The sequence below is a fragment of the Klebsiella sp. CN_Kp113 genome (assembly GCF_040064585.1).
In the GTDB taxonomy this organism is placed as follows: domain Bacteria; phylum Pseudomonadota; class Gammaproteobacteria; order Enterobacterales; family Enterobacteriaceae; genus Klebsiella; species Klebsiella michiganensis.
In genome coordinates, this window is record NZ_JBEAID010000014.1 from 82,032 (window position 1) to 107,728 (window position 25,697).

Below are 25,697 nucleotides of genomic sequence, written 5' to 3' on the forward strand. Positions count from 1 at the left end.
ACCCGATAGTTATACGTTATTTTGTCCAGACTCGGCGACGGGGAGCGTGATACGAAAACAGATTAGCCCTGATTTATCATCAACCAGGCTCAGCTCGCCCTGCATTTGCCGTACGCAGTCGCGGGCAATGCTCAGCCCCAGACCGCTGCCTTTTACCGCCCCTTTACGCTGGTGGCTTCCCTGATAAAAAGGCTCAAAAATCATGTTTCTCTCTGCGGGCGGGATCGGCTCGCCGTCGTTAATGACGTCAATGCGCACCTGCTCGCCGTGCCGATAGCTATGAATGCGAATGTTACCGGATTCAGCACCATAGTGCACCGCATTGGAGTAGAGATTATCCAGGACGCTCACCAGCAGAGCGGGCTCCGCTTCGCATAAACGCTCGCTGAGCAACAGTTCGGTATGCATCATTTTAGCTCTTGCCGGCAGGCTATGGGCAGAAACCACATTTTCCACCAGTTCGGCCAGGTTTACCGTCTCGCGCGCAATCGGGCCATCGGCCTGTTTACGGTTGTAATCCAGCAGCTGCTCGATCAGCTTTTGCAGGTTGCGGCTGCTGTTATCCAGAATTTCAACGATCTCCTGCTGCTCGGGCGTCAGCGGCCCGGCCACCCGGTCGGCAAGCAGCTCCGTCCCTTCGCGCATGCTGGCCAGCGGCGTTTTCAGCTCATGGGAAAGATGGCGCAGGAACTGATGACGCTGGGATTCCAGCCAGGCAAGGCGTTCGCTCAGCCAGATAATGCGTTTACCGACGGAGCGCAGCTCGCGCGGACCGGTAAACAGCGCGGCGTCGTCCAGCGACTTCCCCTCCCCCAGTCGGTTGATCATTCTCTCAATGCCCTTCACCGGGCCGATAATCATGCGGGTGAACAGCAGCACCAGCGCCAGGCTGAGCAGGAACAGCACCAGCGCCTGCCAGCCGAAGAACTGCCCGCGCTCGGCAATTTCCTGCTGCAGCTGCTGCCCGCGCGAATAGACCACCGTTCGGGTTGCCTGCACCATGTCGCTATTGGCCGAGGCAAACGCTTCCAGGCTGGCGGCTGACTTCGCCGCCGGACCGCTATTTTTACACTGCAGCTCGGCCAGATCGTCGAGATCCTGACGCAGCGCCTGCCAGATTTTCTCATCGGGCAGGACGCCCGCGTGAGCATCAAGCATTTCGCTGTAGCGTTGGCGCTGATTCTGGTAGACCCGCGCCAGCGTCGGATCGTCCAGCACGCAGTACTGACGGTAGCTACGTTCCATCTCCAGCGATGCGTTAATCATCGCTTCGCTGCGGCGGGCGTCGATAAGGGTAGTACGGTTGATATGCGCCGCCTGCGCGCTCAGCGCGTTGAGGCTTTGCCACGCCTGCCATGCCAGCACCAGCAGCGGCAGCAGGATCAGCACGAAGGATAGCGTGACCAGCTGGCGCAGCGAACGGGGGAAAAGGGAGAGTCGCTTCACGGATAGGGTCTCAATCATTAGCTCATGACGATGCTAACCGAGGACGCAATAAACATCTACGCCGGAAATAATAAAGCCAGGCTACAGGAGCCTGGCTTTATTAAGAAATGAGGCGGTGCCTTACTCGACGTTTCGCCCGATGACTGATAAAGCAGAGCTGTTATCAGGAGTTGGACGGCAGGCACCTGTTTGTGCGTCATTCGAAGTTTATGTAGCGCGTCCCGAAGGGGCTGACATAAGAAGGTGAATGAGCCACTGGTTATAATTATGCACGAACTATGCCACATCTCAAAACATTTTATTAACACAATGAAATATAATACCTTTTTACTATTCATGGGCATGAATGATGATGGTCGGTTTTCGCGCAAAGTGTCGCTGATTAGCAACACCGGATGAATGGTTTAGCAATGCCATTATAAATCAATATGTTAAGCGTCACCTTTTGACGACACCACTATAGCGCGTTTGTCGGCGATCCCCGACACCTGCTGTCGATACGCCTCACCAATAAAAAAGCCCCCTGCGCGGGCAGGAGGCTTAATGCGATTTGTGAGCGGTTTTAGCCCAGCTGTTTACGCGCGTTGCGGAAAATACGCATCCACGGGCTGTCTTCGCCCCAGTTTTCCGGATGCCAGGAGTTCGACACGGTGCGGAACACGCGTTCCGGGTGCGGCATCATGATGGTCGCGCGCCCACTTTCGCTGGTCACCGCGGTGATACCGTTCGGCGAACCGTTCGGGTTAGCCGGATAGTTTTCCGTCACCTTACCGACGTTGTCGACAAAGCGCAGCGCCACCAGGCCTTTGCTTTCCAGCTGCGCCAGATGCGCGCCATCGCGGACTTCCACCTGTCCTTCACCGTGAGATACGGCAATCGGCATCATTGACCCCACCATCCCCTGCAGCAGCAGCGACGGGCTCTGGGTCACTTCAACCAGGCTGAAGCGCGCTTCAAAGCGGTCGGACTGGTTACGCACAAAGCGCGGCCACAGCTCGCTGCCCGGGATCAGCTCGCGCAGGTTAGACATCATCTGGCAGCCGTTGCATACGCCCAGCGCCAGGGTTTGCGGACGATGGAAGAAGGTGGCAAATTCGTCGCGAACCCGCTCATTGAACAGGATCGATTTCGCCCAGCCCTCACCCGCGCCTAAAACGTCACCGTAGGAGAAGCCGCCGCAGGCCACCAGCGCCTGGAAGTCAGCAAGACCGGTACGCCCCGCCAGCAGGTCGCTCATGTGCACATCGATGGCATCAAAGCCCGCGCGATGGAACGCCGCGGCCATTTCTACATGGGAGTTCACGCCCTGCTCGCGCAGCACCGCAACCTTCGGACGCGCGCCGGTGGCAATATAAGGCGCAGCGATATCCTCATTGATATCGAAGGAGAGCTTCACGTTAAGGCCCGGATCGGCATCGTTGGCTTTCGCCTCGTGCTCCTGGTCGGCGCACTCCGGGTTATCGCGCAGACGCTGCATTTGCCAGGTGGTTTCTGCCCACCACATGCGCAGCGTTGTGCGGCTTTCGCTGAATACCGGGTGACCGTCGGCCTCGATGATAAAGCGATCGCCCGTCGTGGCCTGGCCAAGATAGTGAACGCAATCCGCCAGACCATGAGCGGCCAGCAGCGCTTCCACCGCCTGGCGGTCGGCGGCACGAACCTGAATCACCCCGCCAAGCTCCTCGTTAAACAGCGCGGCCAGACGATCCTCGCCGAGCGCGGCGATATCAACCTTGACGCCGCAGTGGCCGGTAAAGGCCATCTCGGCCAGCGTGACCAGCAGGCCACCGTCAGACCGATCGTGCCACGCCAGCAGCTTACCTTCGGCCACCAGCGCCTGCATTGCGTCCCAGAAGCCTTTCAGCTGCGCGACATCGCGCACGTCGGCGGTCACATCGCCAAGCTGACGATAAACCTGCGCCAGCGCGGTCGCGCCCAGCGCATTGTTCCCCTTGCCTAAATCAATCAGCAGCAGGGCGTTGTCTTCGGTCGCGAGCTGTGGGGTGACGGTACGGCGTACGTCTTCCACGCGGGCAAAGGCGGAAATCACCAGCGACAGCGGAGAGGTCATCTCGCGCTGTTCAGCGCCTTCCTGCCAGCGGGTTTTCATCGACATGGAGTCTTTACCCACCGGAATGGTCAGTCCCAGGGCCGGACAGAGCTCTTCGCCAACCGCTTTTACCGCTTCATATAAACCGGCGTCTTCGCCCGGGTGACCGGCTGCGGCCATCCAGTTTGCCGACAGCTTCACGCGATTGAGCGCGCCAATCTGCGTCGCCGCGATGTTGGTCAGCGCCTCGCCGACCGCCAGACGGGCGGAAGCGGCAAAGTCCAGCAGCGCCACCGGCGCGCGCTCGCCAATGGACATGGCTTCGCCATAGTAGCTGTCGAGACTGGCGGTGGTCACCGCGCAGTTAGCCACCGGGATCTGCCACGGACCCACCATCTGATCGCGCGCCACCATACCGGTGACGGTACGGTCACCGATGGTGACGAGGAAGGTTTTCTCCGCCACGGTCGGCAGGTGCAGCACGCGATTCACCGCGTCGGCAATAGTGATTCCCTGGCGTTCCAGACTCTGGCCCTGGGCTTTGAGCGTCTGCACGTCGCGGGTCATTTTCGGCGTTTTGCCCAGCAGCACGTCAAGCGGCAGGTCGATCGGGCGATCGTCAAAGTGAGTATCGTCGAGGCTCAGATGCAGCGCTTCGGTCGCTTCGCCAATCACAGCATACGGCGCGCGTTCGCGGCGGCACAGCTCATCAAACAGCGGCAGCTGCTCCGGCGCGACCGCCAGCACATAACGTTCCTGCGATTCGTTACACCAGATCTCCAGCGGGCTCATGCCCGGCTCATCGCTGAGGATATCGCGCAGCTGGAATTTACCGCCGCGTCCGCCGTCGCTGACCAGTTCAGGCATCGCGTTCGACAGACCGCCGGCGCCGACGTCGTGGATAAACAGAATCGGGTTGGCGTCGCCCAGCTGCCAGCAGCGGTCGATAACTTCCTGGCAACGACGTTCCATTTCCGGGTTGTCGCGCTGTACGGAGGCGAAATCGAGATCGGCATCGGACTGGCCGGAAGCCATTGAAGAGGCCGCGCCGCCGCCAAGACCGATGTTCATCGCCGGACCGCCGAGAACAATCAGCTTCGCGCCGACGACGATCTCGCCCTTCTGCACGTGTTCGCCGCGAATGTTGCCGATACCGCCCGCCAGCATAATGGGCTTGTGATAGCCTCGCAGCTCTTCGCCGTTGTGGCTGCTCACTTTCTCTTCATAGGTACGGAAGTAACCGTTGAGCGCCGGACGACCAAATTCGTTGTTAAACGCCGCGCCGCCCAGCGGGCCTTCGGTCATGATATCCAGCGCGGTGACGATACGCTCCGGCTTACCGAAATCCTCTTCCCAAGGCTGCTCAAACCCCGGAATACGCAGGTTAGAAACCGAGAAGCCCACCAGACCCGCTTTCGGCTTCGCGCCGCGCCCGGTGGCGCCTTCATCGCGAATTTCGCCGCCGGAACCGGTCGCCGCGCCCGGCCACGGAGAGATCGCCGTCGGGTGGTTATGGGTTTCGACCTTCATCAGAATATGCGCGTCTTCCTGGTGGAAGTCGTAGCGGCCGGTTTCGTGGTCGGCGAAGTAGCGCCCCACGGCTGAACCTTCCATTACCGCGGCGTTGTCTTTATAAGCAGACAGCACGTAGTCCGGGGTTTTCTCGAAGGTGTTTTTGATCATTTTAAACAGCGACTTCGGCTGCTTTTCGCCATCAATGACCCAGTCGGCGTTAAAAATCTTGTGTCGGCAGTGCTCGGAGTTAGCCTGCGCGAACATATAGAGTTCGATATCGTTCGGGTTGCGACCCAGCTTCTGGAAAGCATCCTGCAGATAGTCGATTTCATCATCCGCCAGCGCCAGCCCCAGACGGAGGTTGGCGTCAATCAGCGCCTGACGGCCCAGGCCCAGCAGATCAACGCTGGTGACCGGGGTTGGCTGATGGTGGGCGAAGAGTTTTTCACCCTCTTCCAGCGCGCCAAAGACGCTTTCCATCATGCGGTCATGCAGTTCGGCCGCCACCTGCGACCACTGTTCGTCATTCAGGCTGCTCGCTTCGACGTAATACGCCACGCCGCGCTCCAGGCGCAAAACCTGTGACAGGCCGCAGTTATGGGCGATGTCGGTAGCTTTAGAAGACCAGGGAGAGATGGTGCCGGGACGGGGGGTAACGAGCAGTAGCTTGCCGGTCGGGGTATGGCTGCTTAAGTTCGGGCCATACTTGAGCAATCTTGCCAGGCTCTCGCGATCGTCGCCGCTGAGCGGGGTGCTGAGGTCGGCAAAATGAACGTACTCGGCATAAAGGGTGCTGACCGGAAGGTTGGCCGCCTGGAAACGTGCCAGCAGTTTATTGATACGGAATGCCGACAGTGCAGGTGAACCACGCAAAATTTCCATCATAAGTCTCTCGTCTTCGAAGCTTTCATGGTGAGCCAGGGGGGAAACGGGCGCCATTATAGTGAATCCTGCGCCCCGACGAAACCGTTTGCGTAGAAATAAAATGATTGCCGGGGTTTATCAATTAATGTGACTCATCTCGCGAATAAGTTGCCAACTGGCGCATTCTTAAGCAAAATGCCGCTCATTCCAGGACAACCTTTTACTTTTTCTGGTCATAATCTGCTGAGGAACGCGAAGCTGCAGAAGATTAACTATCTGAAAAAATTAAAGATTAATTATCTGCTCATCGGCATTGTGACCCTCCTGCTGGCGGCTGCCCTGTGGCCGTCTCTCCCGTGGATGGGAAAACCAGAAAACCGCGTGGCGGGGATCATGGCGCGCGGAGAACTGCGAATCAGCACCATTAATTCGCCGATGACCTTCGCGACTATCAATGACAAGACCTATGGTTTTGATTATGAGCTGGCGCAGCAGTTTGCCGACTACCTCGGCGTCGAGCTCAAAGTCACCGTCAGGCAGAATATCAGCCAGCTATTCGACGACCTCGATGAAGGCAAAGCCGACATGCTGGCAGCCGGGCTGGTCTACAACTCCGAGCGGGTGAAAAACTATCAGGTCGGGCCGACCTACTATTCCGTTTCGCAACAGCTGGTGTATCGCAAAGGCAACCTGCGTCCGCGCACCCTGGCAAACATCACCGCCGCGCAGCTGGCCATCGCTCCCGGACACGTGGCGATTAACGATCTCCAGGCATTGAAAAAGCAAAAATATCCCGACCTTGAGTGGCACGTGGACGATAAGCGAGGCACGACGGCGCTGATGCAGGCGGTTATCGATGGCAAACTCGACTATACCGTCGCTGATTCGGTCGCCGTCAGTCTGTTCCAGCGCGTTCACCCGGAGCTGGCCGTCGCCCTCGATATCAGCGACGAACAGCCGGTCACCTGGTTTAGCGAAAAAGGTGAGGATAATTCCCTGCCGGCGGCAATGCTCGATTTCTTCAATAACATTAACGAAGATGGCACCCTGGCGAGGCTGGAGGAGAAATACCTCGGCCACGGCAACGATTTTGACTACGTTGACACCCGCACCTTCCTGCGCGCCGTGGAGAGCGTCCTCCCTGACCTGCAGCCGATGTTTGAAAAATACGCCCGACAGATAGACTGGCGGCTGCTGGCGGCTATCTCATGGCAGGAATCGCACTGGGATCCGCAGGCCACCTCTCCGACGGGCGTTCGCGGGATAATGATGCTGACCCGCAATACGGCGCAAAGCCTGGGCCTGACCGATCGTACCGACGCCGAGCAAAGCCTCGACGGCGGCATGCGTTATTTACAGGACATGATGAATAAAGTGCCGGAGTCGGTCCCACAGGACGAGCGCATCTGGTTTGCGCTGGCGGCTTATAATATGGGCTACGCGCACATGCTTGACGCGATGGCGCTGACCAAAAAGCAGAAAGGCAACCCGAATAGCTGGGCGGATGTGAAGCAGCGTCTGCCGCTGCTAAGCCAGAAAAACTACTACAGCCGACTGAAGTACGGCTTTGCACGCGGGCACGAAGCCTACGCCTACGTCGAAAATATCCGCAAATATCATATCAGCCTCGTGGGCTATCTCTCTGAAAAAGAGAAAAAAGACGCGCAGATGGCGGCCTTAGGTGAACACTATCCGGCGGTCATGCCGGATGAGCTGGATAAAGAAGAGCAGTACACCAGGTCCTTTTTTAACTTTCGCGCCGAAACGCTGGTCGATAACGCAAAATTAAAAATCCCCGGAATGGGGCATTAATCTTGCGCCTGTTGGCCAGCTCGCTTTAGCGCTTTTTTCTCTTCCCGCCGCCAGCGGAAGAAATCGCTCAGCATGCCGGAACAGGCCTCCGCCATAACACCTTCCGCTATTTCTACCCGATGGTTCATGCCCGGATGATGCAGCACATCAATCAGCGACCCTGCGGCGCCGGTTTTCGCATCCCTGGCGCCAAACACCAGCCGGGAAATACGGCTATGCACCATTGCGCCGGCGCACATCACGCAGGGCTCGAGAGTAACGTACAGCGTTGCGTCAATCAGGCGATAGTTTTGCAACACCAGCCCGCCCTGACGCAGCGCCATAATCTCGGCGTGCGCGGTGGGATCGTGGCGGCCGATGGGCCGGTTCCAGCCCTCGCCGATGACCTGATGATTATGCACCAGCACGGCGCCGACCGGCACCTCGCCCTCTTCCCAGGCGCGTTTGGCCAGCGTCAGGGCGTGACGCATCCAGTATTCATCATTTAATTCATGGTCAGACAAAGCGGGCACTCCTGCAGAAAAGCGGGGCGCATTATACATGGGCGCTATGTATTACACACTATTCTAACTGCTGAAGATCGCCCTGCGGCGTTACCCGCCAGCGGTGCTGGCAAAAAGAGAGCAGCGGGTTGTCCTGCTCGCTGTCGCTGTAGCCGCTATACAAGCGCAGCGGTGCGCCGATCTTTTGTTCCAGCTGCGTCACTTTTTCATTACCGAGACAGCGCAGGGTTAACCCCCAGCCGCCGTAGCGTCGCTCCATTCGGCTGGCGATCAGATTCACCCGCGGCAGCCAGGCGGTATCAAAATAGACCTGTTCAACCAGCGACTGCGGCGAACCGGTGATCAGCCAGACGTCAGCGTCCGTGCTGGTCAGATAATGTTTAAGCCGCGCCTGAACAACCGGGAATGCCGTGACGTGCTGGCGAAACCAGCGAACAAAATTGGCCTCCAGGCGTTTAAGCTGCTGCTCGCTGCGTCCAAAGGTTGATGCCCAGAGCAGCAGGCTCATCGGCCAGCGCGCGGCGCGACCGTATAACATCAGTCCGGCCGCGATAACCGGCAATAAAGGAAGCAGCAGCAGCGCGTTCAGCGGCTGATGGCGCAGGGCATAGCGCAAAAAGCTGCCGAACATATCCTGCTGATGCAAGGTTCCATCCAGATCAAAGAAAACCACTCTCCGCGTGCTGCTATTCAAAACCCACTCCCCTGAACGATCGCATGATAACCAATAGCTTAACAGCCTTACGTCGCCAATAGCGAAAACATACGCTGCTGTTGAATCCGTATTAAGAAAACGTCTTTGCCGAGAAATCTTAGGCACAGAATTTTTAATTCGCGATAATCCTCTTATAATCGAATACAAAATTCTTTCAGCCGAGGGTGAAGCTGTCCTCCGGAGCCGCTATGAACTGTTTGACCCGTATTCGCCAGCGCTATCCGACGTTGGCCGCAAGCGATAAAAAACTGGCCGATTTCATTCTGGCTCAACCGGATCAAACCCGCCACCTCAGCTCGCAGCAGCTGGCGGGCGAAGCCGGCGTCAGCCAGTCAAGCGTAGTGAAATTTGCGCAGAAGATGGGGTTCAAAGGCTTCCCGGCGTTAAAGCTGGCGTTGAGCGAAGCCCTGGCAAGTGCGCCGACTCCGCAATCCGTACCGGTGCATAACCAGATTCGCGGCGACGATCCCCTGCGCCTGGTTGGCGAAAAGCTGATTAAAGATAACGTCGCGGCCATGCACGCCTCGCTGGACGTCAACACCGAAGAGAAGCTGCTGGAAGCCGTCACGCTGTTGCGCCACGCCCGTCGGGTCATCATTACCGGCATCGGCGCGTCGGGCCTGGTGGCGAGAAACTTTAGCTGGAAGCTGATGAAAATCGGTATTAACGCGGTATCAGAACAGGATATGCACGCCCTGCTGGCGACGGTACAGGCGATGTCTTCGGACGATCTGCTGCTGGCCATCTCCTATTCCGGTGAACGACGCGAGATCAATATGGCGGCCGGTGAAGCGCTGCGGGTAGGAAGCCAGATCCTGGCGATCACCGGCTTTAACCCCAACGCGCTTCAGCAGCAGGCAACGCTGTGCCTGTACACCATTGCGGAAGAGCAGGCCACGCGTAGCGCTGCGATCTCCTCCACCAGCGCGCAAATGATGTTGACCGATCTTCTGTTTATGGGGCTGGTGCAGCAGGATCTTGAGCACGCTCCGGAGCGGATTCGCCATAGCGAAGCGCTGGTGAAAAAGCTGGTGTAACCCCGGGTGCCCTGCCCGCTGTCAAAAGCACACACTCTCTTATTGGCTCAGGCCGGGCAAAATTTCTCCGCTGCGGATGGTCGCACCGCGGTTGAAAAGAGCTGGCCCGGGCGAAAAATGGGCGTATAATGCCCGCCCTGTTTGTGTTGTTTCTGAGAATTTCCTGATGGCGCTGTTAATCACCAAAAAATGCATCAACTGCGATATGTGCGAGCCGGAGTGCCCGAATGAGGCGATATCCATGGGTGATAGCATTTATGAAATTAACAGCGATCGCTGCACCGAATGCGTTGGCCACTATGATACGCCGACCTGCCAGAAGGTGTGCCCGATCCCAAATACCATTCTGAAAGATCCGGCCCATAACGAAAATGAAGAGCAGCTGTGGGATAAGTTTGTCCTGCTGCACCACGCGGACAAACTGTGATATTGCCGGATGGCGGCGTTAACCGACCTCTCCGGCCTGTAACACTCTAGCTTTCGATAATCACCGTGGCGCAGGCATAGTGACGCTCGTCGGCCAGCGTCACGTGAATGCTGCTTACGCCCATGCGCTCGGCCAGACTTTTCGCTTCGCCCCACAATCGCAGCTTTGGCTTACCCAGCTCGTCGTTGTAAACCTCAAACTGATTAAACGCCAGCCCATTGCGGATGCCGGTACCAAGCGCCTTGGCCGCCGCTTCTTTAACGGCAAAACGCTTGGCCAGAAAACGGACCGGCTGCTGATGCTGTTCCCATATCGCCCACTCGCTATCGCTCAGGACGCGACGCGCCAGACGATCGCCGCTGCGGGCAATTACCGCTTCAATACGGGCAATTTCTACAATATCAGTACCCAGTCCGAGAATGGCCATCAGGCGCGCGCTTCCTGCATCAAGCGCTTCATTTCCGCCACCGCCTCTTTCAGGCCGCTCATCACCGCACGGCCAATAATCGCGTGGCCGATGTTCAGCTCGTGCATTTCCGGCAGCGCGGCAATGGCCTTCACGTTATGGTAGGTCAAACCGTGACCGGCATTAACCTTCAGCCCCAGGCTGGCGGCATAGGTCGCCGCTTTGGCAATACGCTCCAGCTCTTTTGCCTGCTCAGCGTCAGTTTGCGCATCAGCGTAGCATCCGGTGTGAATTTCGATATAAGGCGCGCCAACGTCCGCTGCCGCCTTAATTTGCGCGTTGTCCGCGTCAATAAACAGCGAAACCAGGATACCGGCATCGGCAAGGCGTTTACAGGCGTCGCGCATTTTGTCGATCTGGCCCGCCACGTCCAGTCCACCTTCGGTGGTCACTTCCTGACGTTTTTCCGGCACCAGGCAGCAAAAATGGGGCTGAGTCTCACAGGCAATCTTCAGCATCTCTTCCGTCACCGCCATCTCAAGGTTCATGCGGGTATCCAGCGTCTGGCGCAAAATACGGACATCGCGATCGGTAATATGGCGACGATCTTCGCGCAGATGGACGGTAATACCGTCAGCGCCGGCCTGCTCGGCGATAAAGGCCGCCTGTACCGGATCCGGATAAGCGGTACCGCGAGCGTTGCGTAATGTCGCAATGTGGTCAATATTGACCCCCAACAGTAATTCAGCCATGACAATCCTCGTTAATCGTTATTTGTTTTATCGGCTCGCGCTGCCCGCGCGGGCAAAAACTGACGAAAAAGCTCGCGACTTTTTAGCGGCTTCCCGCCCAGATAGGGCTTCAGGGCGATACGGGTGAAACGCTTTGCCGCGCGCAGCGCATCGCTGTCCGGAAATTCACGGCTCGCCAGCGCCTTAAGATGGTGCCCGGTAAAGGTGTTGTTATCAATAACCACGCTGGCGATAAAGCCTTTTTCTTCACGGTAGCGATAGGTCATTGCGTCGTCAACCGCTTCTCCGCTGCCGGCGCAGTGCAGGAAATCCACGCCATATCCCAGATGCCCCAGCAGCGCCAGTTCAAAACGCCGTAGCGCCGGTTCCGGCGAGCCGCTTGCGCCAGCCAGAGACTGGATACAGTGCAAATAATCGAAGAAGAGTTCGGAAAAGCGCGTTTCATGCTCAAGCACGCGAGAGAGAAGTTCGTTGACGTAAAGGCCGCTGTAGAGCGTGATGCCGCTGAGAGGGAGCGCCAGCGAGACGGCTTCCGCGCTGCGCAGCGTTTTGACTTCGCCGCGCCCGCCAAAGCGAAGCAGTAAGGGAGTAAAAGGCTGAAGCGCGCCTTTGAGGTTCGAACGTTTGGAACGTGCGCCTTTAGCCACAAGGCGCACGCGGCCGGATTCTTCCGTGAAGACGTCCAGCATCAGGCTGGTTTCGCTCCAGGGACGGCTATGCAGTACGAAAGCGCGTTGCCAGCCTTCCATCATACTCGTCGTCTTTCAAGCCGCAGGTGCGTTGGCTGCGCCCACTCACCCCAGTCACTTACTGAAGTAAGCTTCCGGGGACTCGCGGTCTTGCCGCGTGACTCAGCCTCTGGCCTCGCTCCTTCGCAGCCAGCGCAAGCGCTGTTCAAAACACTTTGTGTTTTGTCCTGCACCTCGAAAGCCATAGAGTATCCAAACTTAGAGATCGTCGCCGTAACCGAGACTGCGCAGCGCGCGTTCGTCATCAGCCCAGCCGGACTTCACTTTCACCCACAGCTCGAGGTGAACCGGCGCTTCAAACATATCCTGCATGTCTTTACGCGCTTCGATACCGATGGTTTTGATTTTGGCCCCTTTGTTGCCAATCACCATCTTCTTCTGCCCTTCACGCTCAACCAGAATCAGACCGTTGATATCGTAGCCGCCGCGCTCGTTGGTTACAAAACGTTCGATTTCCACGGTAACGGAATACGGCAGTTCAGCGCCGAGGAAACGCATCAGCTTTTCACGAATGATCTCGGAAGCCATAAAGCGCTGAGAGCGGTCGGTGATGTAATCTTCCGGGAAGTGATGAATCGCTTCCGGCAGATGCTTACGCACGATACCGGCGATGGTATCAACGTTCAGCCCCGTTTCCGCGGAAATCGGCACGATATCAAGGAAGTTCATCTGGCTGCCAAGGAACTGCAGGTGCGGCAGAAGATCGGCTTTTTCCTGTACGTTATCGACTTTGTTGACCGCCAGAATCACCGGCGCTTTACCATCGCGCAGCTTGTTGAGCACCATCTCGTCGTCCGGCGTCCAGCGGGTACCTTCAACGACGAAAATAACCAGCTCTACGTCGCCAATGGAGCTGCTTGCCGCTTTGTTCATCAGACGGTTAATCGCGCGTTTTTCTTCCATATGCAGGCCCGGGGTATCGACGTAGATCGCCTGATACGGACCTTCAGTATGAATACCAACGATGCGGTGACGCGTCGTCTGCGCTTTTCGGGAAGTGATCGAGATCTTCTGCCCGAGCAGCTTGTTCAGCAATGTGGATTTGCCCACGTTTGGACGACCAACGATGGCAATAAATCCGCAGTAGTTCTTTTCTTCGCTCATTCCAGCTCCAGCTTTTTCAGCGCCTGTTCGGCGGCAGCCTGCTCCGCCTTGCGACGGCTAGAACCCGTGCCAACCACCGGTTCACTCAGGCCGCTAACCTGGCAGTGGATAGTAAATTCCTGATCGTGCGCTTCACCGCGAACCTGTACCACCAGGTAAGACGGCAGCGGCAGATGGCGCCCCTGCAGATACTCCTGCAAGCGCGTCTTCGGATCTTTTTGCTTGTCACCCGGGCTGATTTCATCCAGACGACTCTGGTACCAGGAGAGAATAAGGCGCTCAACGTTCTGAATATCGCTGTCGAGGAAAATCCCGCCGATTAACGCTTCAACGGTGTCCGCCAGTATAGATTCACGGCGAAAGCCCCCGCTTTTCAGTTCACCCGGCCCAAGACGCAGACATTCACCTAATTCGAACTCGCGGGCAATTTCTGCCAGCGTGTTGCCTCGTACCAGGGTCGCGCGCATGCGGCTCATATCGCCTTCGTCTACCCGAGGGAAACGATGATAGAGCGCGTTCGCGATCACAAAGCTCAATATTGAGTCGCCTAAAAACTCCAGGCGCTCATTATGTTTGCTGCTGGCACTGCGGTGAGTTAATGCCTGTTGCAACAGCTCCTGATGATGAAAAGTGTAGCCCAGCTTCCGTTGAAGCCGATTAATTACGATGGGGTTCATGCGTTACCAATAGATGAATGCGTCAAAAATGCAGCACACGAAACCGACCTGAGTAAAAACCAACGCGGTTTCGTGTGCTGTGTCAATCTTACGAGAGACAACCTAAAACTTCGGGGGGATATTCTATACGCAACGACAAGGGATGTCGTTAGTTTGAATAGATTTAAATTTTAAATAATTCACGCTGCCGTTATTGCGTCGGCAGCGTGAATAAAGCAGGAAAAATTTACTGGATACCACCGATACGCGATAAACGTACGCCGGTAGGCCATTCGCCTTCCTGTTTTTCGAAACTCATCCAGATTGCGGTTGCTTTACCCACCAGATTCGCTTCCGGCACAAAGCCCCAATAACGGCTATCGGCGCTGTTATCGCGGTTGTCACCCATCATAAAATACTGCCCCGGCGGGACAATCCAGGTCGCCAGCGGCAGACCGGACTGATGGTAATACATCCCCACCTGGTCCTGAGCAATCGGTACGGTCAATATACGGTGCGTCACTTCGCCCAGCGTCTCTTTACGTTCGGTCAGACGGATGCCATCGGCTTTCGTCTCGCCTTTCGGCAGTTGCCAGAAACCGCTGGTCGCTTCGCCGCCGTTGCTGCGGGAGAAGGTCTGTACGAAATCACTCGGCTCAACGTTGGAGTAAGTGACCGGCAGCGCGTTGCCGCAGGCCTGGCCAGAACTACAGCCCGGCTGGATAGTGACCTGCTTGGCAATCGGATCGTAAGTCACTTTATCACCCGGTAAACCGACCGCACGCTTGATATAATCCAGGCGCGGATCTTGCGGATATTTAAAGACGACAATATCGCCGCGCTTCGGATGTCCGGTTTCGATCAGCGTCTTCTGGTAAATCGGATCTTTAATGCCGTAGGCAAACTTCTCAACCAGAATAAAATCGCCGATCAGCAGCGTCGGCATCATCGATCCGGAGGGGATCTGGAAGGGCTCATAAATGAATGAGCGAACCACCAGCACAATCGCCAGTACCGGGAAGATTGACGCGCCGGTTTCCAGCCAGCCCGGTTTCGGGCCGACCTTTTTCAGCGTTTTCTTGTCCAACTGGTCGCCGGTCGCCGCCTGCGCAGCGGCCTGACTTTCGCGACGTTTTGGCGCAAAGATAAACTTATCCAGGCACCACAACAGACCCGTCACCACAGTAGCGATGACCAGGATCAGGGCAAACATGTTCGCCATGCCAACTCCTTAGGGTTATTTGCCGTCTTTACCAACGTGCAGAATGGCGAGGAACGCTTCCTGCGGAAGCTCAACGTTACCGACCTGCTTCATGCGTTTCTTACCGTCTTTCTGCTTCTGCAGCAGCTTTTTCTTACGGCTGACGTCGCCGCCATAGCATTTCGCCAGGACGTTTTTACGCAGCTGTTTTACGGTAGAGCGGGCAATGATGTGGTTGCCGATGGCAGCCTGGATAGCGATATCGAACTGCTGACGCGGGATCAGCTCTTTCATCTTCTCTACCAGTTCGCGGCCGCGGTACGGCGCATTGTCGTTATGCGTGATCAGCGCCAGCGCATCCACACGCTCGCCGTTAATCAACACATCCACACGCACCATGTTGGAAGCCTGGAAGCGCTTGAAGTTGTAGTCCAGCGACGCATAGCCGCGGGAGGTAGACTTCAGTCGGTCGAAGAAGTCGAGCACCACTTCCGCCATCGGGATTTCATAGGTCAGCGCAACCTGATTGCCGTGGTAGACCATGTTGGTCTGTACGCCGCGCTTTTCGATACACAGGGTGATGACGTTGCCCAAAAACTCCTGCGGCAGCAGCATATGACACTCCGCGATCGGCTCGCGCAGCTCCTGAATATTGTTCAGCGGCGGCAGCTTCGACGGGCTGTCGACGTAGATAACCTCTTTCGAGGTGGTTTCGACTTCATAGACTACCGTCGGCGCCGTGGTGATCAGATCCAGATCGTATTCACGCTCCAGGCGCTCCTGGATGATCTCCATATGCAGAAGACCCAGGAAGCCGCAGCGGAAACCGAAGCCCAGCGCCGTAGAGCTTTCCGGTTCATAGAACAGAGAAGCATCGTTGAGGCTCAGTTTGCCCAGCGCGTCGCGGAAGTTTTCATAATCATCGGAGCTGACCGGGAACAGGCCGGCATAGACCTGCGGTTTCACCTTTTTAAAGCCGGGCAGTGCTTTATCTGCCGGGTTGCGCGCAAGCGTCAGCGTATCGCCGACCGGCGCGCCGAGGATGTCTTTAATGGCGCAAACCAGCCAGCCTACCTCGCCGCATTTCAGCTCGGTACGGTCCACTTGCTTCGGCGTGAAGATGCCCAGGCGATCGGCGTTATACACCAGCCCGGTACTCATCACCTTAATTTTATCGCCTTTGCGCATGGTGCCGTTTTTGATACGCACCAGAGAAACGACACCGAGGTAGTTATCAAACCAGGAGTCGATAATCAGAGCCTGCAGCGGCGCTTCCGGATCGCCTTCCGGCGGCGGAATATCGCGCACCAGGCGCTCCAGCACGTCCGGTACGCCAACGCCGGTCTTCGCTGAACAGCGCACCGCATCGGTGGCATCAATACCAACGATGTCTTCAATCTCTTCCGCTACGCGTTCCGGATCGGCTGCGGGCAGGTCGATTTTGTTCAGGACCGGTACGACTTCAAGGTCCATTTCCATCGCCGTATAGCAGTTAGCCAGCGTCTGGGCTTCGACGCCCTGGCCGGCATCAACCACCAGCAAAGCGCCTTCACAGGCGGCAAGCGAACGAGAAACTTCATAAGAGAAGTCGACGTGGCCGGGGGTGTCGATAAAGTTCAGCTGATAGGTTTCGCCATCAGTTGCTTTGTAATCCAGGGTGACGCTCTGCGCCTTGATAGTGATACCGCGCTCACGTTCAAGATCCATGGAGTCCAGAACCTGGGCTGCCATTTCACGATCGGAAAGGCCACCGCAAATCTGGATAATACGGTCAGACAATGTCGACTTACCGTGGTCGATGTGAGCGATGATGGAAAAGTTACGTATATTCTTCATATTTAGAGTTAATTATGCCTTACGCGAATCATGAGGCCGCTGTTCTGTGCCTGACGTTTTTTAATCCGAAAACGCCGCATTCTACACTACATCCACGAAACCAGGAAATGCTCTTACCGCTAGCATAACCGGAGTAAACGATGAGTTCTTGCGGGAGTTGTAAATAAAGATAAGGGCCAGTGAAATCACTGACCCAGCTGGGAGGAAGGCGTCTCGATGCGGACTAAATCTGGCGGTAAACCGACGCTGATAATAACCGGCTGCCACGACTGCCGGGAGGCTAAGCCAGGCGAAAGACCGCGAGCGACCAGAAACCCGCCAACGCCGCCCAAAATTGCCCCGCAAAGCGAGGCAAAGTCGTTGGCAAACAGCACCTGGAATATCGATGCCATCAAGAACAAACCGACTAACGGCGCCATATAAACCAATACCGCCGACCCGAGCAGGCTGCTTTCGGCAATGCCCAGTTCGACTTTTTGCCCGGCCGACAGCGGCTGTTCGCAGGGGACGCTAAGGGTATGGCTGGTTTGCGGCCCAAGCTTATTCAGCACCCGGCTTCCGCAACCGGCGCGAGAAGCACAGCTGCTGCAGGAGGCTTTCACATCGCAGTGCACCAGCGCAACGCCATTTTGCCAGGAAACGACCGTCGCCCACTCTTTAATCATTGTACTGCCCTGAATTTAATACTATCGGAAATACGCTTCGCCGTTTGCGGCGGCAGCTCGCCAACGATGGTTATCTCTGCGTTATCACGCACGGTAGTCGCCACGGTACGACGGCCGGTACGCAGCAGCTGATCGCTGCTATTTGCCGTGGCGCGATTGATATTGACAGAGAAACTAAACAGCCCGTCGGAATACAAACGGGACTCTACCGGGCCATCGAAAGTGGGCAGACGACGCTGGCTGCTGGAGACTTCGGCCACGCCCTGCGGCAGCCAGGTTGGCGCCCAGTTAAAGTTGGCCTTATTGCCCCCTTCCGGCACCGACAGCTGCGGAGGCAGGTTAGCCTTAGACAGGGTTTCCATACTGGCGCTAACGTTATCGCCAACGTTGAACGAGACGACGCGGAACTGCTCAAGCGTTTCGCCGTCGCGATCAAGCAGATCAACGCGCAGAGGCAGCTTAGTTTCAGCATCTAACCATGCGATATAGCTATAGCGGGTGCCATCGCGAGCCACGACGCGCACAACATCGCATAAACGATCGGCAATACGCGTCCGCCCCACGGAAATGAAGTCGTAATAGGATGACAGACGTTTAAAGTCGGAGTAGACCAATGAAGGCAGCGAATCAACGATATAGTCGCCGTTCAGGGTGAAAGGATCGAGTCCGGGCTCAAAATAGCTGATTTCCGTTCCGCGCAGCACCACTTCCCGACGCGGCCCGTCAAGCTGGAGCAGCTGTGCCAGGGTGCGATTGTTTAGTTTAGCGTGTCGATAACGCAGCGACTCAACACCCTGCTTGTTGATGCTGACGAAAGAGAGCTCGTAATTAAGGGACTGGCTGGCCAGGTTCATCTGCTGCAACAACGCCCCGGACGATGTATCAGCCGAGGCGTTGACGGAGAAGAACAGGCTGCCTGCCATGAGCGACATGGCACACCAAAGTTGCTTCATTACTGCGATTGTGTTCCTAAAGTTTGATAGCCCGGCACCTGAACAGCGGCTTGCTGAGTCTGGGCCTGGCCAAACTGAAGCTGTTCCGCATGCAGGCGACGCTGCAATTCATAGTCCTGCAGCATAGCATTAATTCTGCGGCGCTGTTCCTGCACCTGAGCCTGCTGACCGCTACCTGCCGAAGCATCCGCCGGCACGCCCAGGCTGACCGGGCTGGCCTTACCCATCATCGGCATGGTGTTAAACACCGGCGCCTCTGGCTGCTGGGATGAATCAGACTGGCCATTATACTGCTGAACGCCGACAATCACAGCAAGGGATACGCACGCGGCAACGCCCATCTGGGTAAGCGAGCTGGCCCACGGGCGTACTTTTTGCCAGAAAGGCATCTGACGCCACTGGTGCGGTGCGGGCTGAGATTCAGGAATTAGAGGAACCGTCTGACGAACGGGCTCGTTTTCAATGGCGGCCATGACGCGAGCTGAGATATCAAAATGGAGCACCTCACTCGTATCGCCTCGCAGCGTATCGCGGATGAGATGGTAGCTCTCCCAGGTTTTTTGCATTTCAGATGAACGCTCCAGCTCGTTGAGCAGTTCGTTATCCAGCGTTTCACCATCCATTAAGGCCGAAAGTTTTTCTTTCTGCATGCCTGATACCCTTTTCCAGTATTCCGCTATCGTCAACGCCTGATTAGCGGTTGAACTTTATTATCAATAGCTTCTCGCGCCCGGAAGATGCGCGAACGCACTGTGCCCACCGGACAATCCATGATGGCGGCTATTTCTTCATAGCTCATGCCATCCAGCTCCCGCAAGGTAATTGCCATGCGTAAATCTTCCGGAAGCGATTCAATGGTACGAAAAACTATTTGTCTCAGCTCTTCTGACAACATTAAGTTCTCAGGGTTCGAAATTTCTTTCAATGCCCCGCCACTTTCGAAGTTTTCAGCATCATTCGCATCAACATCGCTGGATGGCGGACGGCGTCCCTGAGCAACAAGATAATTCTTCGCCGTGTTTACGGCGATGCGATATAACCAGGTGTAAAAAGCGCTATCCCCCCGGAAAGAATCCAGCGCACGCCATGCTTTAACGAACGATTCCTGAACAACGTCAGCGATATCGCCCGGCGGCACGTAGCGGGAGACCAGACTTGCAACCTTATGCTGATAGCGCACCACCAGCAGGTTAAATGCTTTCTGATCTCCTTTCTGGACCCGTTCAACGAGGACCTGATCCGTTAACTGCTCGCTCATCCGAGGTAATGTCTCCCCAAACCCAATTCCCATGCGTATTCAAAAACACCACCCAATTACTGCATCAAGTGAGCAAGCAGAGGGTTGGAGTGTCTGAAAACAATAAAGTTCCGTTACGCCTTTGTTTTTCGTCCGGCACCGGCTGACGGATTGTTATCTCTCATTATATGTCCCGGTTGCTAAACGATATGTAAGATAATAAGAAAAAGCGCAAGACCCGCCAGAAGGGTAACGTAACCCGGCTTTTATTTCACTATAAAATCTGAAGCTCACGAGCCGCTTCGCAAAACCTTTTTTCCATTTACAGCCCGCCTCATTACGCCGCTATGTTTAGTCCTCGCAACGCTGAGTAAAAAAAATGTACGACTTCTCGCTGGCTGGTGCTATTGTTCGCTTATTGTGTTTAGTAAATTAAACAAAGGCCATGAAAACAACTTCCGATTCCTCCTGTGATGTGCTGATTATTGGCAGCGGCGCTGCCGGATTATCCCTTGCCTTACGCCTGGCGGAACGCTGCGCGGTCACGGTTCTCAGCAAAGGCCCTATCAGTGAAGGTTCTACTTTCTACGCTCAGGGCGGTATTGCCGCCGTATTTGATGAAACCGATAGCGTTGAATCGCACATCGAGGATACGTTGATAGCCGGAGCGGGTCTTTGCGATCGCCATGCGGTCTCATTCGTGGCGAGCAACGCCAAACCCTGCGTTCAGTGGCTAATCGATCAGGGCGTGCTGTTTGATACTCAGGTTCAGGCGAACGGCGAAGAGAGCTACCATCTGACCCGCGAGGGAGGTCACAGCCACCGCAGAATTCTCCACGCCGCCGATGCGACCGGTAAAGCCGTTGAGACTACCCTGGTGAGCCAGGCGCTGGCCCACCCAAATATCCGCATACTGGAACGCAGTAACGCCGTTGACCTTATTATCTCCGATAAAATCGGCCTGCCCGGCACGCGCCGGGTGGTGGGCGCGTGGATCTGGAATCGTAATAAAGAAGCGGTTGAAACCTGTAGCGCAAAGGCCGTGGTGCTGGCTACCGGCGGCGCGGCTAAAGTTTATCAATATACGACGAATCCTGATGTCTCTTCCGGCGATGGTATCGCGATGGCCTGGCGTGCCGGCTGCCGGGTCGCCAACCTCGAATTTAATCAGTTCCACCCAACCGCGCTGTACCATCCGCAAGCGCGCAACTTCCTGCTGACGGAAGCGCTGCGCGGCGAGGGCGCGCTGTTGAAACGCCCTGACGGCACGCGGTTTATGCCGGACTTTGACGAGCGCGGCGAGCTGGCTCCGCGCGATATCGTCGCCAGAGCCATCGATCATGAGATGAAGCGCCTTGGCGCTGACTGCATGTATCTGGATATCAGCCATAAACCGGCAGAATTTATTCGCCACCACTTCCCGATGATCTACGAGAAGCTGCTGGGGCTGGGCATCGATCTGACAAAAGAAGCGGTGCCCGTGGTTCCTGCCGCGCACTACACCTGCGGCGGCGTCATGGTTGACGATCACGGGCGCACCGACGTCGACGGGCTGTATGCCATCGGCGAAGTAAGCTATACCGGATTACACGGCGCTAACCGGATGGCATCAAACTCATTGCTTGAGTGCCTCGTCTACGGGTGGTCCGCCGCCGAAGATATCGTTAAGCGTCTGCCGTTCGCGCAGGCGGTCAATGAACTGCCATCATGGGACGAAAGCCAGGTTGAAATACCTGATGAACTGGTCGTGATTCAGCACAACTGGCATGAGCTGCGCTTGCTGATGTGGGATTATGTCGGCATCGTGCGCACCACCCGCCGTCTTGAGCGCGCCCTGCGCCGCATTACTATGCTGCAGCAGGAGCTGGACGAATACTACGCCCGCTTCCGCGTCTCCAATAATTTACTGGAGCTGCGAAACCTGGTGCAGGTTGCCGAGCTGATTGTGCGCTGCGCCATGCTGCGTAAAGAGAGCCGCGGGCTTCACTATACGCTGGACTATCCTGACCAGTTGCCGGAGAGCGGGCCGTCGGTGCTCTCGCCGCTGGCTCACATAAAAAGATAAAAGTCCTGGGTCAGAGCGGTAAATCCTTCGGAATACTGCTGCTCTGGCCCACGGATGACCAATCTGTCGCTAAAGCACTCCTCCCCCGCCGTCGGCGAAAAAGCCAACAGAACCCGATGCGGCGGGCGCACTTCCGTTTCCGCCACGTCGGTACGCAGACGCAGATGCCAGCCCATATTCTGCGCCCGCTGCACAAAGGCGTTACCAATGTCGACCGGAAGCACGACGCAGAAAAACCCCTCCTCCGTAATAAGCTCGGCGGCGCAGGTTAATAATGTTGCGTGATCGAGGGAGGAGGTATAGCGAGCCTGCTCGCGCTGCGAGGTGGCGCAAGGTACACCTTCAGCGAAAAAAGGCGGATTGCTGACAATCAGCTCATAGCGCCGGGTTTGCTGCGGCTGCCATTGCTGAATATCCGCCTGATGAATCTGCAGGCGCTCGGCCCAGGGAGAATCCGCGGCGTTTTCTCGCGCCTGTTCTGCCGCTTCTTCATCCAGCTCCACGGCATCCACGATGACCGCCTCGCCGGTTCGCTGCGCGAGCATCAGCGCTAACAGACCGCTGCCCGCGCCGATATCCAGCACGCGCTTAACCTGAGCGATGGGGGCCCATGCGCCGAGTAAAATGCCGTCGGTACCCACTTTCATCGCACAGCGATCGTGGGCGACAAAAAACTGCTTAAACGTAAAACCATTGCGCGGCAGCGCGAACTTCGACTGGGACATCCTCGATAACCTTGCGGGCAAAAAACTCCTGAGCTTAAGGCTATGCACAATACCGGAGAACAGATAGCCTTACAAACAGATGAACATTGCGTCCGTAACGTCTATAATCGGCGGTCCACTCAGAGGTAGATCATGACTGTAACGACTTTTTCCGAACTTGAACTCGACGAAAACCTGCTGGACGCCCTCCAGGATAAAGGTTTCACACGCCCGACAGCCATTCAGGCCGCCGCTATTCCGCCTGCGCTTGATGGCCGTGATATTCTCGGTTCAGCCCCGACCGGCACCGGTAAAACGGCGGCGTATCTCCTGCCAGCGTTGCAGCATCTGCTCGATTTTCCGCGCAAGAAGTCTGGTCCGCCGCGCATTCTTATCCTGACCCCCACGCGCGAACTGGCGATGCAGGTTGCCGACCATGCGCGTGAGCTGGCAAAACATACTCATCTGGATATCGCCACGATCACCGGCGGTGTCGCCTATATGAACCATGCCGAAGTGTTCAGCGAGAACCAGGACATCGTGGTCGCCACGACCGGTCGCCTGCTGCAATATATTAAAGAAGAAAACTTTGATTGCCGCGCCGTTGAAACGCTGATCCTTGATGAAGCGGACCGCATGCTGGACATGGGCTTCGCGCAGGATATCGAACACATTGCCGGTGAAACCCGCTGGCGTAAGCAGACCATGCTGTTCTCCGCCACCCTCGAAGGTGACGCCATTAAAGATTTTGCTGAGCGTCTGCTGGAAGAACCGGTGGAAGTCTCTGCGACTCCCTCCACCCGCGAGCGTAAAAAGATTCACCAGTGGTATTACCGCGCCGATGACGTCAAGCATAAGACCGCGCTGCTGGTCCATCTGCTAAAGCAGCCGGAAGCGACGCGTTCTATCGTCTTCGTCCGTAAGCGCGAGCGCGTGCATGAGCTGGCGGGCTGGCTGCGTGAAGCGGGTATCAACACCTGCTGGCTGGAAGGCGAGATGGTACAGGCAAAACGTAATGAAGCGATTAGCCGCCTGACCGATGGCCGTATTAACGTGTTAATCGCCACCGACGTTGCCGCGCGCGGGATCGACATCGCGGACGTCAGTCACGTTTTCAACTTCGACTTGCCGCGCACGGCCGACATCTATCTGCACCGTATCGGTCGTACCGGACGCGCGGGTAAAAAGGGAACGGCCATCTCTCTGGTCGAAGCCCACGACCATCTGCTGCTGGGTAAAATTGGCCGCTATATTGAAGAGCCGTTAAAAGCCCGCGTCATCGATGAACTGCGCCCGACCACTCGCGCACCCAGCGAGAAGCAAACCGGTAAACCTTCCAAGAAGGTTTTAGCCAAGCGTGCAGAGAAGAAAGAGAAAGAAAAAGAGAAACCGCGCGTGAAAAAACGCCATCGCGATACCAAAAACATTGGTAAGCGTCGTAAACCAAGCGCAGCGGATGCTCCGCAGAAGTCAAACGAAGAGTAAAAAAACGCCGGGATATCCCGGCGTTTTCACATTAAAACGGAATCTTACAGGCTTTCAGTAAAAGTACGGGCGATAACGTCGCGCTGCTGTTCCGGAGTCAGAGAGTTAAAGCGTACCGCATAGCCAGACACGCGAATGGTCAGCTGCGGGTATTTTTCCGGATGTTCAACCGCGTCCAGCAGAGTTTCGCGACGCAGCACGTTAACGTTCAGGTGCTGACCGCCTTCAACGCGGACTTCAGGCTTCACGTCTACCGGGATTTCACGGTATTCGATTTCACCCAGATTGCTCACTGCAACCACGTCATCTTCAGCAAAACCGGCTTTCGCGCACAGGCAGCGGGCTTCGCCTTTTTCGCTATCCAGCAGCCAGAAAGAGTTCAGCAGGTCGTCGTTTGCAGCTTTAGTAATTTGGATACCAGTAATCATTTTATGCCTCCCAGGCAGGGTTTGTTCGATTATTGGCCTTCGCGGCCAATTGGTAAAACCATTGTTCTATGAGTGTATATATATCAGCCGTACACCCGGCATTCTTTGATTTAAATCAACAAAAACCACATCACAAAAGTGGTCATAGGCGGATATTATTGTTTTACATCAAGTTACGCCATGCCGCCTACCAAATAAATTTGTAAGTTTTCAATTTTTTTTGCATAAAGAGCGTCAATCGCGTGGGGCAAATTTTGTGATGTTGAAAGATGCAGTTAAGCTATGGCAATGACACTTTGCAGGAGAGCAAAATGACCGCCCCATTAACCTGGCATGACGTGCTGGCAGAAGAGAAGCAGCAACCCTATTTTGTTAATACCCTGAAAACCGTTGCTGACGAGCGGCAAGCGGGAATCACCATCTATCCCCCGCAAAAAGATGTCTTTAACGCGTTTCGTTATACTGAGCTAAGCGACGTTAAAGTGGTGATTCTCGGCCAGGATCCTTACCATGGACCAGGGCAGGCGCACGGCCTCGCCTTCTCGGTTCTACCGGGCATTCAGATCCCGCCATCGCTGCTGAATATGTACAAGGAACTAGAAGGGACGATACCAGGCTTTCAGCGCCCGACTCACGGTTATCTCGAAAGCTGGGCGCGCCAGGGCGTGTTGCTGCTCAATACCGTATTAACGGTACGTGCCGGACAAGCGCACTCTCACGCCAGCCTCGGTTGGGAAACCTTTACCGATAAAGTCATTTCGCTGATTAACCAGCATCGGGAAGGCGTCGTCTTTCTGCTGTGGGGTTCGCATGCGCAGAAGAAAGGCGCGATAATCGATCGCCAGCGCCACTGCGTGCTCAAAGCGCCGCACCCGTCGCCCCTCTCCGCCCACCGCGGGTTCTTTGGCAGTAATCATTTCGTGCAGGCGAATCAGTGGCTGACCGAACGCGGCGAAGCGCCCATTGACTGGCTGCCCAGGCTACCGGCTGAAAGCGAATAGCTCTGAAAATGAAAATGCCAGCATTACGCTGTAATGCCGATCAGTTAAGGATCGGTTGATCGATCCAGTGGCTGTGTAAGAATCCG

The 25,697-nt window shown here is 56.2% G+C and carries 23 protein-coding genes; 6 read left to right on the plus strand and 17 right to left on the minus strand.

What is annotated here, in order from left to right; genetic code table 11:
- Nucleotides 1–9: 9 nt before the first annotated feature.
- Nucleotides 10–1,446, minus strand: a complete 1,437-nt coding sequence (locus tag ABLV30_RS07380; protein ID WP_025106584.1) for a HAMP domain-containing sensor histidine kinase — start codon at nucleotides 1,444–1,446, stop codon at nucleotides 10–12.
- A gap of 562 nt (nucleotides 1,447–2,008) precedes the next feature.
- Nucleotides 2,009–5,896: a phosphoribosylformylglycinamidine synthase gene (gene purL, locus ABLV30_RS07385; RefSeq protein ID WP_128334628.1), complete on the minus strand. Its 3,888-nt coding sequence runs from the start codon at nucleotides 5,894–5,896 to the stop codon at nucleotides 2,009–2,011.
- Nucleotides 5,897–6,070: 174 nt separating this feature from the next.
- Between purL and mltF the strand changes: the two genes are divergently transcribed.
- Nucleotides 6,071–7,687, plus strand: coding sequence for a membrane-bound lytic murein transglycosylase MltF (gene mltF, locus ABLV30_RS07390; RefSeq protein WP_014839219.1), 1,617 nt, complete (start codon nucleotides 6,071–6,073; stop codon nucleotides 7,685–7,687).
- Here the strand turns inward: mltF and tadA are convergent.
- Both tadA and yfhb read right to left on the minus strand, forming a co-directional pair.
- A complete protein-coding gene (gene tadA, locus ABLV30_RS07395) occupies nucleotides 7,684–8,190 on the minus strand; it encodes a tRNA adenosine(34) deaminase TadA (protein ID WP_014230397.1) in 507 nt (168 codons plus the stop codon). The two genes, mltF and tadA, sit on opposite strands and share 4 nt — an antisense overlap.
- A 58-nt stretch (nucleotides 8,191–8,248) precedes the next feature.
- Nucleotides 8,249–8,884, minus strand: coding sequence for a phosphatidylglycerophosphatase C (gene yfhb / locus ABLV30_RS07400; protein ID WP_004853258.1), 636 nt, complete (start codon nucleotides 8,882–8,884; stop codon nucleotides 8,249–8,251).
- Nucleotides 8,885–9,093: 209 nt separating this feature from the next.
- Here yfhb and ABLV30_RS07405 point away from each other — a divergent pair, with 209 nt between their 5' ends.
- Nucleotides 9,094–9,942, plus strand: a complete 849-nt coding sequence (locus ABLV30_RS07405) for a MurR/RpiR family transcriptional regulator (RefSeq protein WP_025106582.1) — start codon at nucleotides 9,094–9,096, stop codon at nucleotides 9,940–9,942.
- 166 nt (nucleotides 9,943–10,108) lie between these two features.
- Nucleotides 10,109–10,369, plus strand: coding sequence for a YfhL family 4Fe-4S dicluster ferredoxin (locus tag ABLV30_RS07410; RefSeq protein WP_004114478.1), 261 nt, complete (start codon nucleotides 10,109–10,111; stop codon nucleotides 10,367–10,369).
- A 46-nt stretch (nucleotides 10,370–10,415) separates the two neighbouring features.
- Here the strand turns inward: ABLV30_RS07410 and acpS are convergent, their stop codons facing one another.
- The 11 genes from acpS to rpoE form a co-directional block, all read right to left on the minus strand.
- Nucleotides 10,416–10,796, minus strand: coding sequence for a holo-ACP synthase (gene acpS, locus ABLV30_RS07415; RefSeq protein ID WP_014230399.1), 381 nt, complete (start codon nucleotides 10,794–10,796; stop codon nucleotides 10,416–10,418).
- Nucleotides 10,796–11,527 carry a pyridoxine 5'-phosphate synthase gene (pdxJ, locus tag ABLV30_RS07420; protein ID WP_014839220.1) on the minus strand — a complete coding sequence of 244 codons (732 nt, stop codon included), beginning with the start codon at nucleotides 11,525–11,527 and terminating at the stop codon, nucleotides 10,796–10,798. Before pdxJ ends, acpS begins: the two co-directional genes overlap by 1 nt.
- 11 nt (nucleotides 11,528–11,538) lie before the next feature.
- A complete protein-coding gene (recO, locus tag ABLV30_RS07425; protein WP_004853269.1) occupies nucleotides 11,539–12,276 on the minus strand; it encodes a DNA repair protein RecO in 738 nt (245 codons plus the stop codon).
- 198 nt (nucleotides 12,277–12,474) lie between these two features.
- Complete coding sequence (gene era, locus ABLV30_RS07430) at nucleotides 12,475–13,380, minus strand: GTPase Era (RefSeq protein WP_004104571.1); 906 nt, start codon at nucleotides 13,378–13,380, stop codon at nucleotides 12,475–12,477.
- On the minus strand, nucleotides 13,377–14,057 hold the full coding sequence (rnc, locus tag ABLV30_RS07435; RefSeq protein ID WP_004104573.1) for a ribonuclease III: 681 nt from the start codon (nucleotides 14,055–14,057) through the stop codon (nucleotides 13,377–13,379). The genes era and rnc overlap by 4 nt, the downstream gene beginning before the upstream one ends.
- A 226-nt stretch (nucleotides 14,058–14,283) precedes the next feature.
- Nucleotides 14,284–15,258: a signal peptidase I gene (gene lepB, locus ABLV30_RS07440; protein ID WP_025106581.1), complete on the minus strand. Its 975-nt coding sequence runs from the start codon at nucleotides 15,256–15,258 to the stop codon at nucleotides 14,284–14,286.
- Between the two features lie 15 nt (nucleotides 15,259–15,273).
- Entirely contained in the window at nucleotides 15,274–17,073 is a 1,800-nt protein-coding gene (gene lepA / locus ABLV30_RS07445; RefSeq protein WP_025106580.1) for a translation elongation factor 4, read from the minus strand.
- A gap of 185 nt (nucleotides 17,074–17,258) precedes the next feature.
- Nucleotides 17,259–17,738 carry a SoxR-reducing system protein RseC gene (rseC, locus tag ABLV30_RS07450; protein ID WP_025106579.1) on the minus strand — a complete coding sequence of 160 codons (480 nt, stop codon included), beginning with the start codon at nucleotides 17,736–17,738 and terminating at the stop codon, nucleotides 17,259–17,261.
- Nucleotides 17,735–18,691: a sigma-E factor regulatory protein RseB gene (gene rseB / locus ABLV30_RS07455; protein WP_004853278.1), complete on the minus strand. Its 957-nt coding sequence runs from the start codon at nucleotides 18,689–18,691 to the stop codon at nucleotides 17,735–17,737. Before rseB ends, rseC begins: the two co-directional genes overlap by 4 nt.
- On the minus strand, nucleotides 18,691–19,341 hold the full coding sequence (rseA, locus tag ABLV30_RS07460; RefSeq protein ID WP_004853279.1) for an anti-sigma-E factor RseA: 651 nt from the start codon (nucleotides 19,339–19,341) through the stop codon (nucleotides 18,691–18,693). Before rseA ends, rseB begins: the two co-directional genes overlap by 1 nt.
- Before the next feature lie 32 nt (nucleotides 19,342–19,373).
- Nucleotides 19,374–19,949 (minus strand): RNA polymerase sigma factor RpoE, encoded by a 576-nt coding sequence (gene rpoE, locus ABLV30_RS07465; protein ID WP_004104583.1) that lies wholly within the window; start codon nucleotides 19,947–19,949, stop codon nucleotides 19,374–19,376.
- 424 nt (nucleotides 19,950–20,373) lie between these two features.
- Here rpoE and nadB point away from each other — a divergent pair, with 424 nt between their 5' ends.
- Entirely contained in the window at nucleotides 20,374–21,993 is a 1,620-nt protein-coding gene (gene nadB / locus ABLV30_RS07470) for an L-aspartate oxidase (RefSeq protein WP_004853280.1), read from the plus strand.
- On the opposite strand, the gene ABLV30_RS07475 is transcribed toward nadB, so the two are convergent.
- The gene (locus ABLV30_RS07475; RefSeq protein ID WP_014839225.1) at nucleotides 21,978–22,718 is read right to left on the minus strand and encodes a tRNA1(Val) (adenine(37)-N6)-methyltransferase; all 741 of its coding nucleotides are present in this window, start codon (nucleotides 22,716–22,718) and stop codon (nucleotides 21,978–21,980) included. The two genes, nadB and ABLV30_RS07475, sit on opposite strands and share 16 nt — an antisense overlap.
- 132 nt (nucleotides 22,719–22,850) lie before the next feature.
- On the opposite strand from ABLV30_RS07475, the gene srmB reads away from it, so the two are divergent.
- Entirely contained in the window at nucleotides 22,851–24,182 is a 1,332-nt protein-coding gene (gene srmB, locus ABLV30_RS07480) for an ATP-dependent RNA helicase SrmB (RefSeq protein WP_004853282.1), read from the plus strand.
- Nucleotides 24,183–24,226: 44 nt separating this feature from the next.
- Here srmB and grcA read toward each other — a convergent pair whose 3' ends face one another.
- On the minus strand, nucleotides 24,227–24,610 hold the full coding sequence (grcA, locus tag ABLV30_RS07485) for an autonomous glycyl radical cofactor GrcA (protein WP_004104596.1): 384 nt from the start codon (nucleotides 24,608–24,610) through the stop codon (nucleotides 24,227–24,229).
- Between the two features lie 311 nt (nucleotides 24,611–24,921).
- On the opposite strand from grcA, the gene ung reads away from it, so the two are divergent.
- On the plus strand, nucleotides 24,922–25,611 hold the full coding sequence (gene ung, locus ABLV30_RS07490; protein ID WP_048260572.1) for a uracil-DNA glycosylase: 690 nt from the start codon (nucleotides 24,922–24,924) through the stop codon (nucleotides 25,609–25,611).
- Nucleotides 25,612–25,697 lie beyond the last annotated feature (86 nt).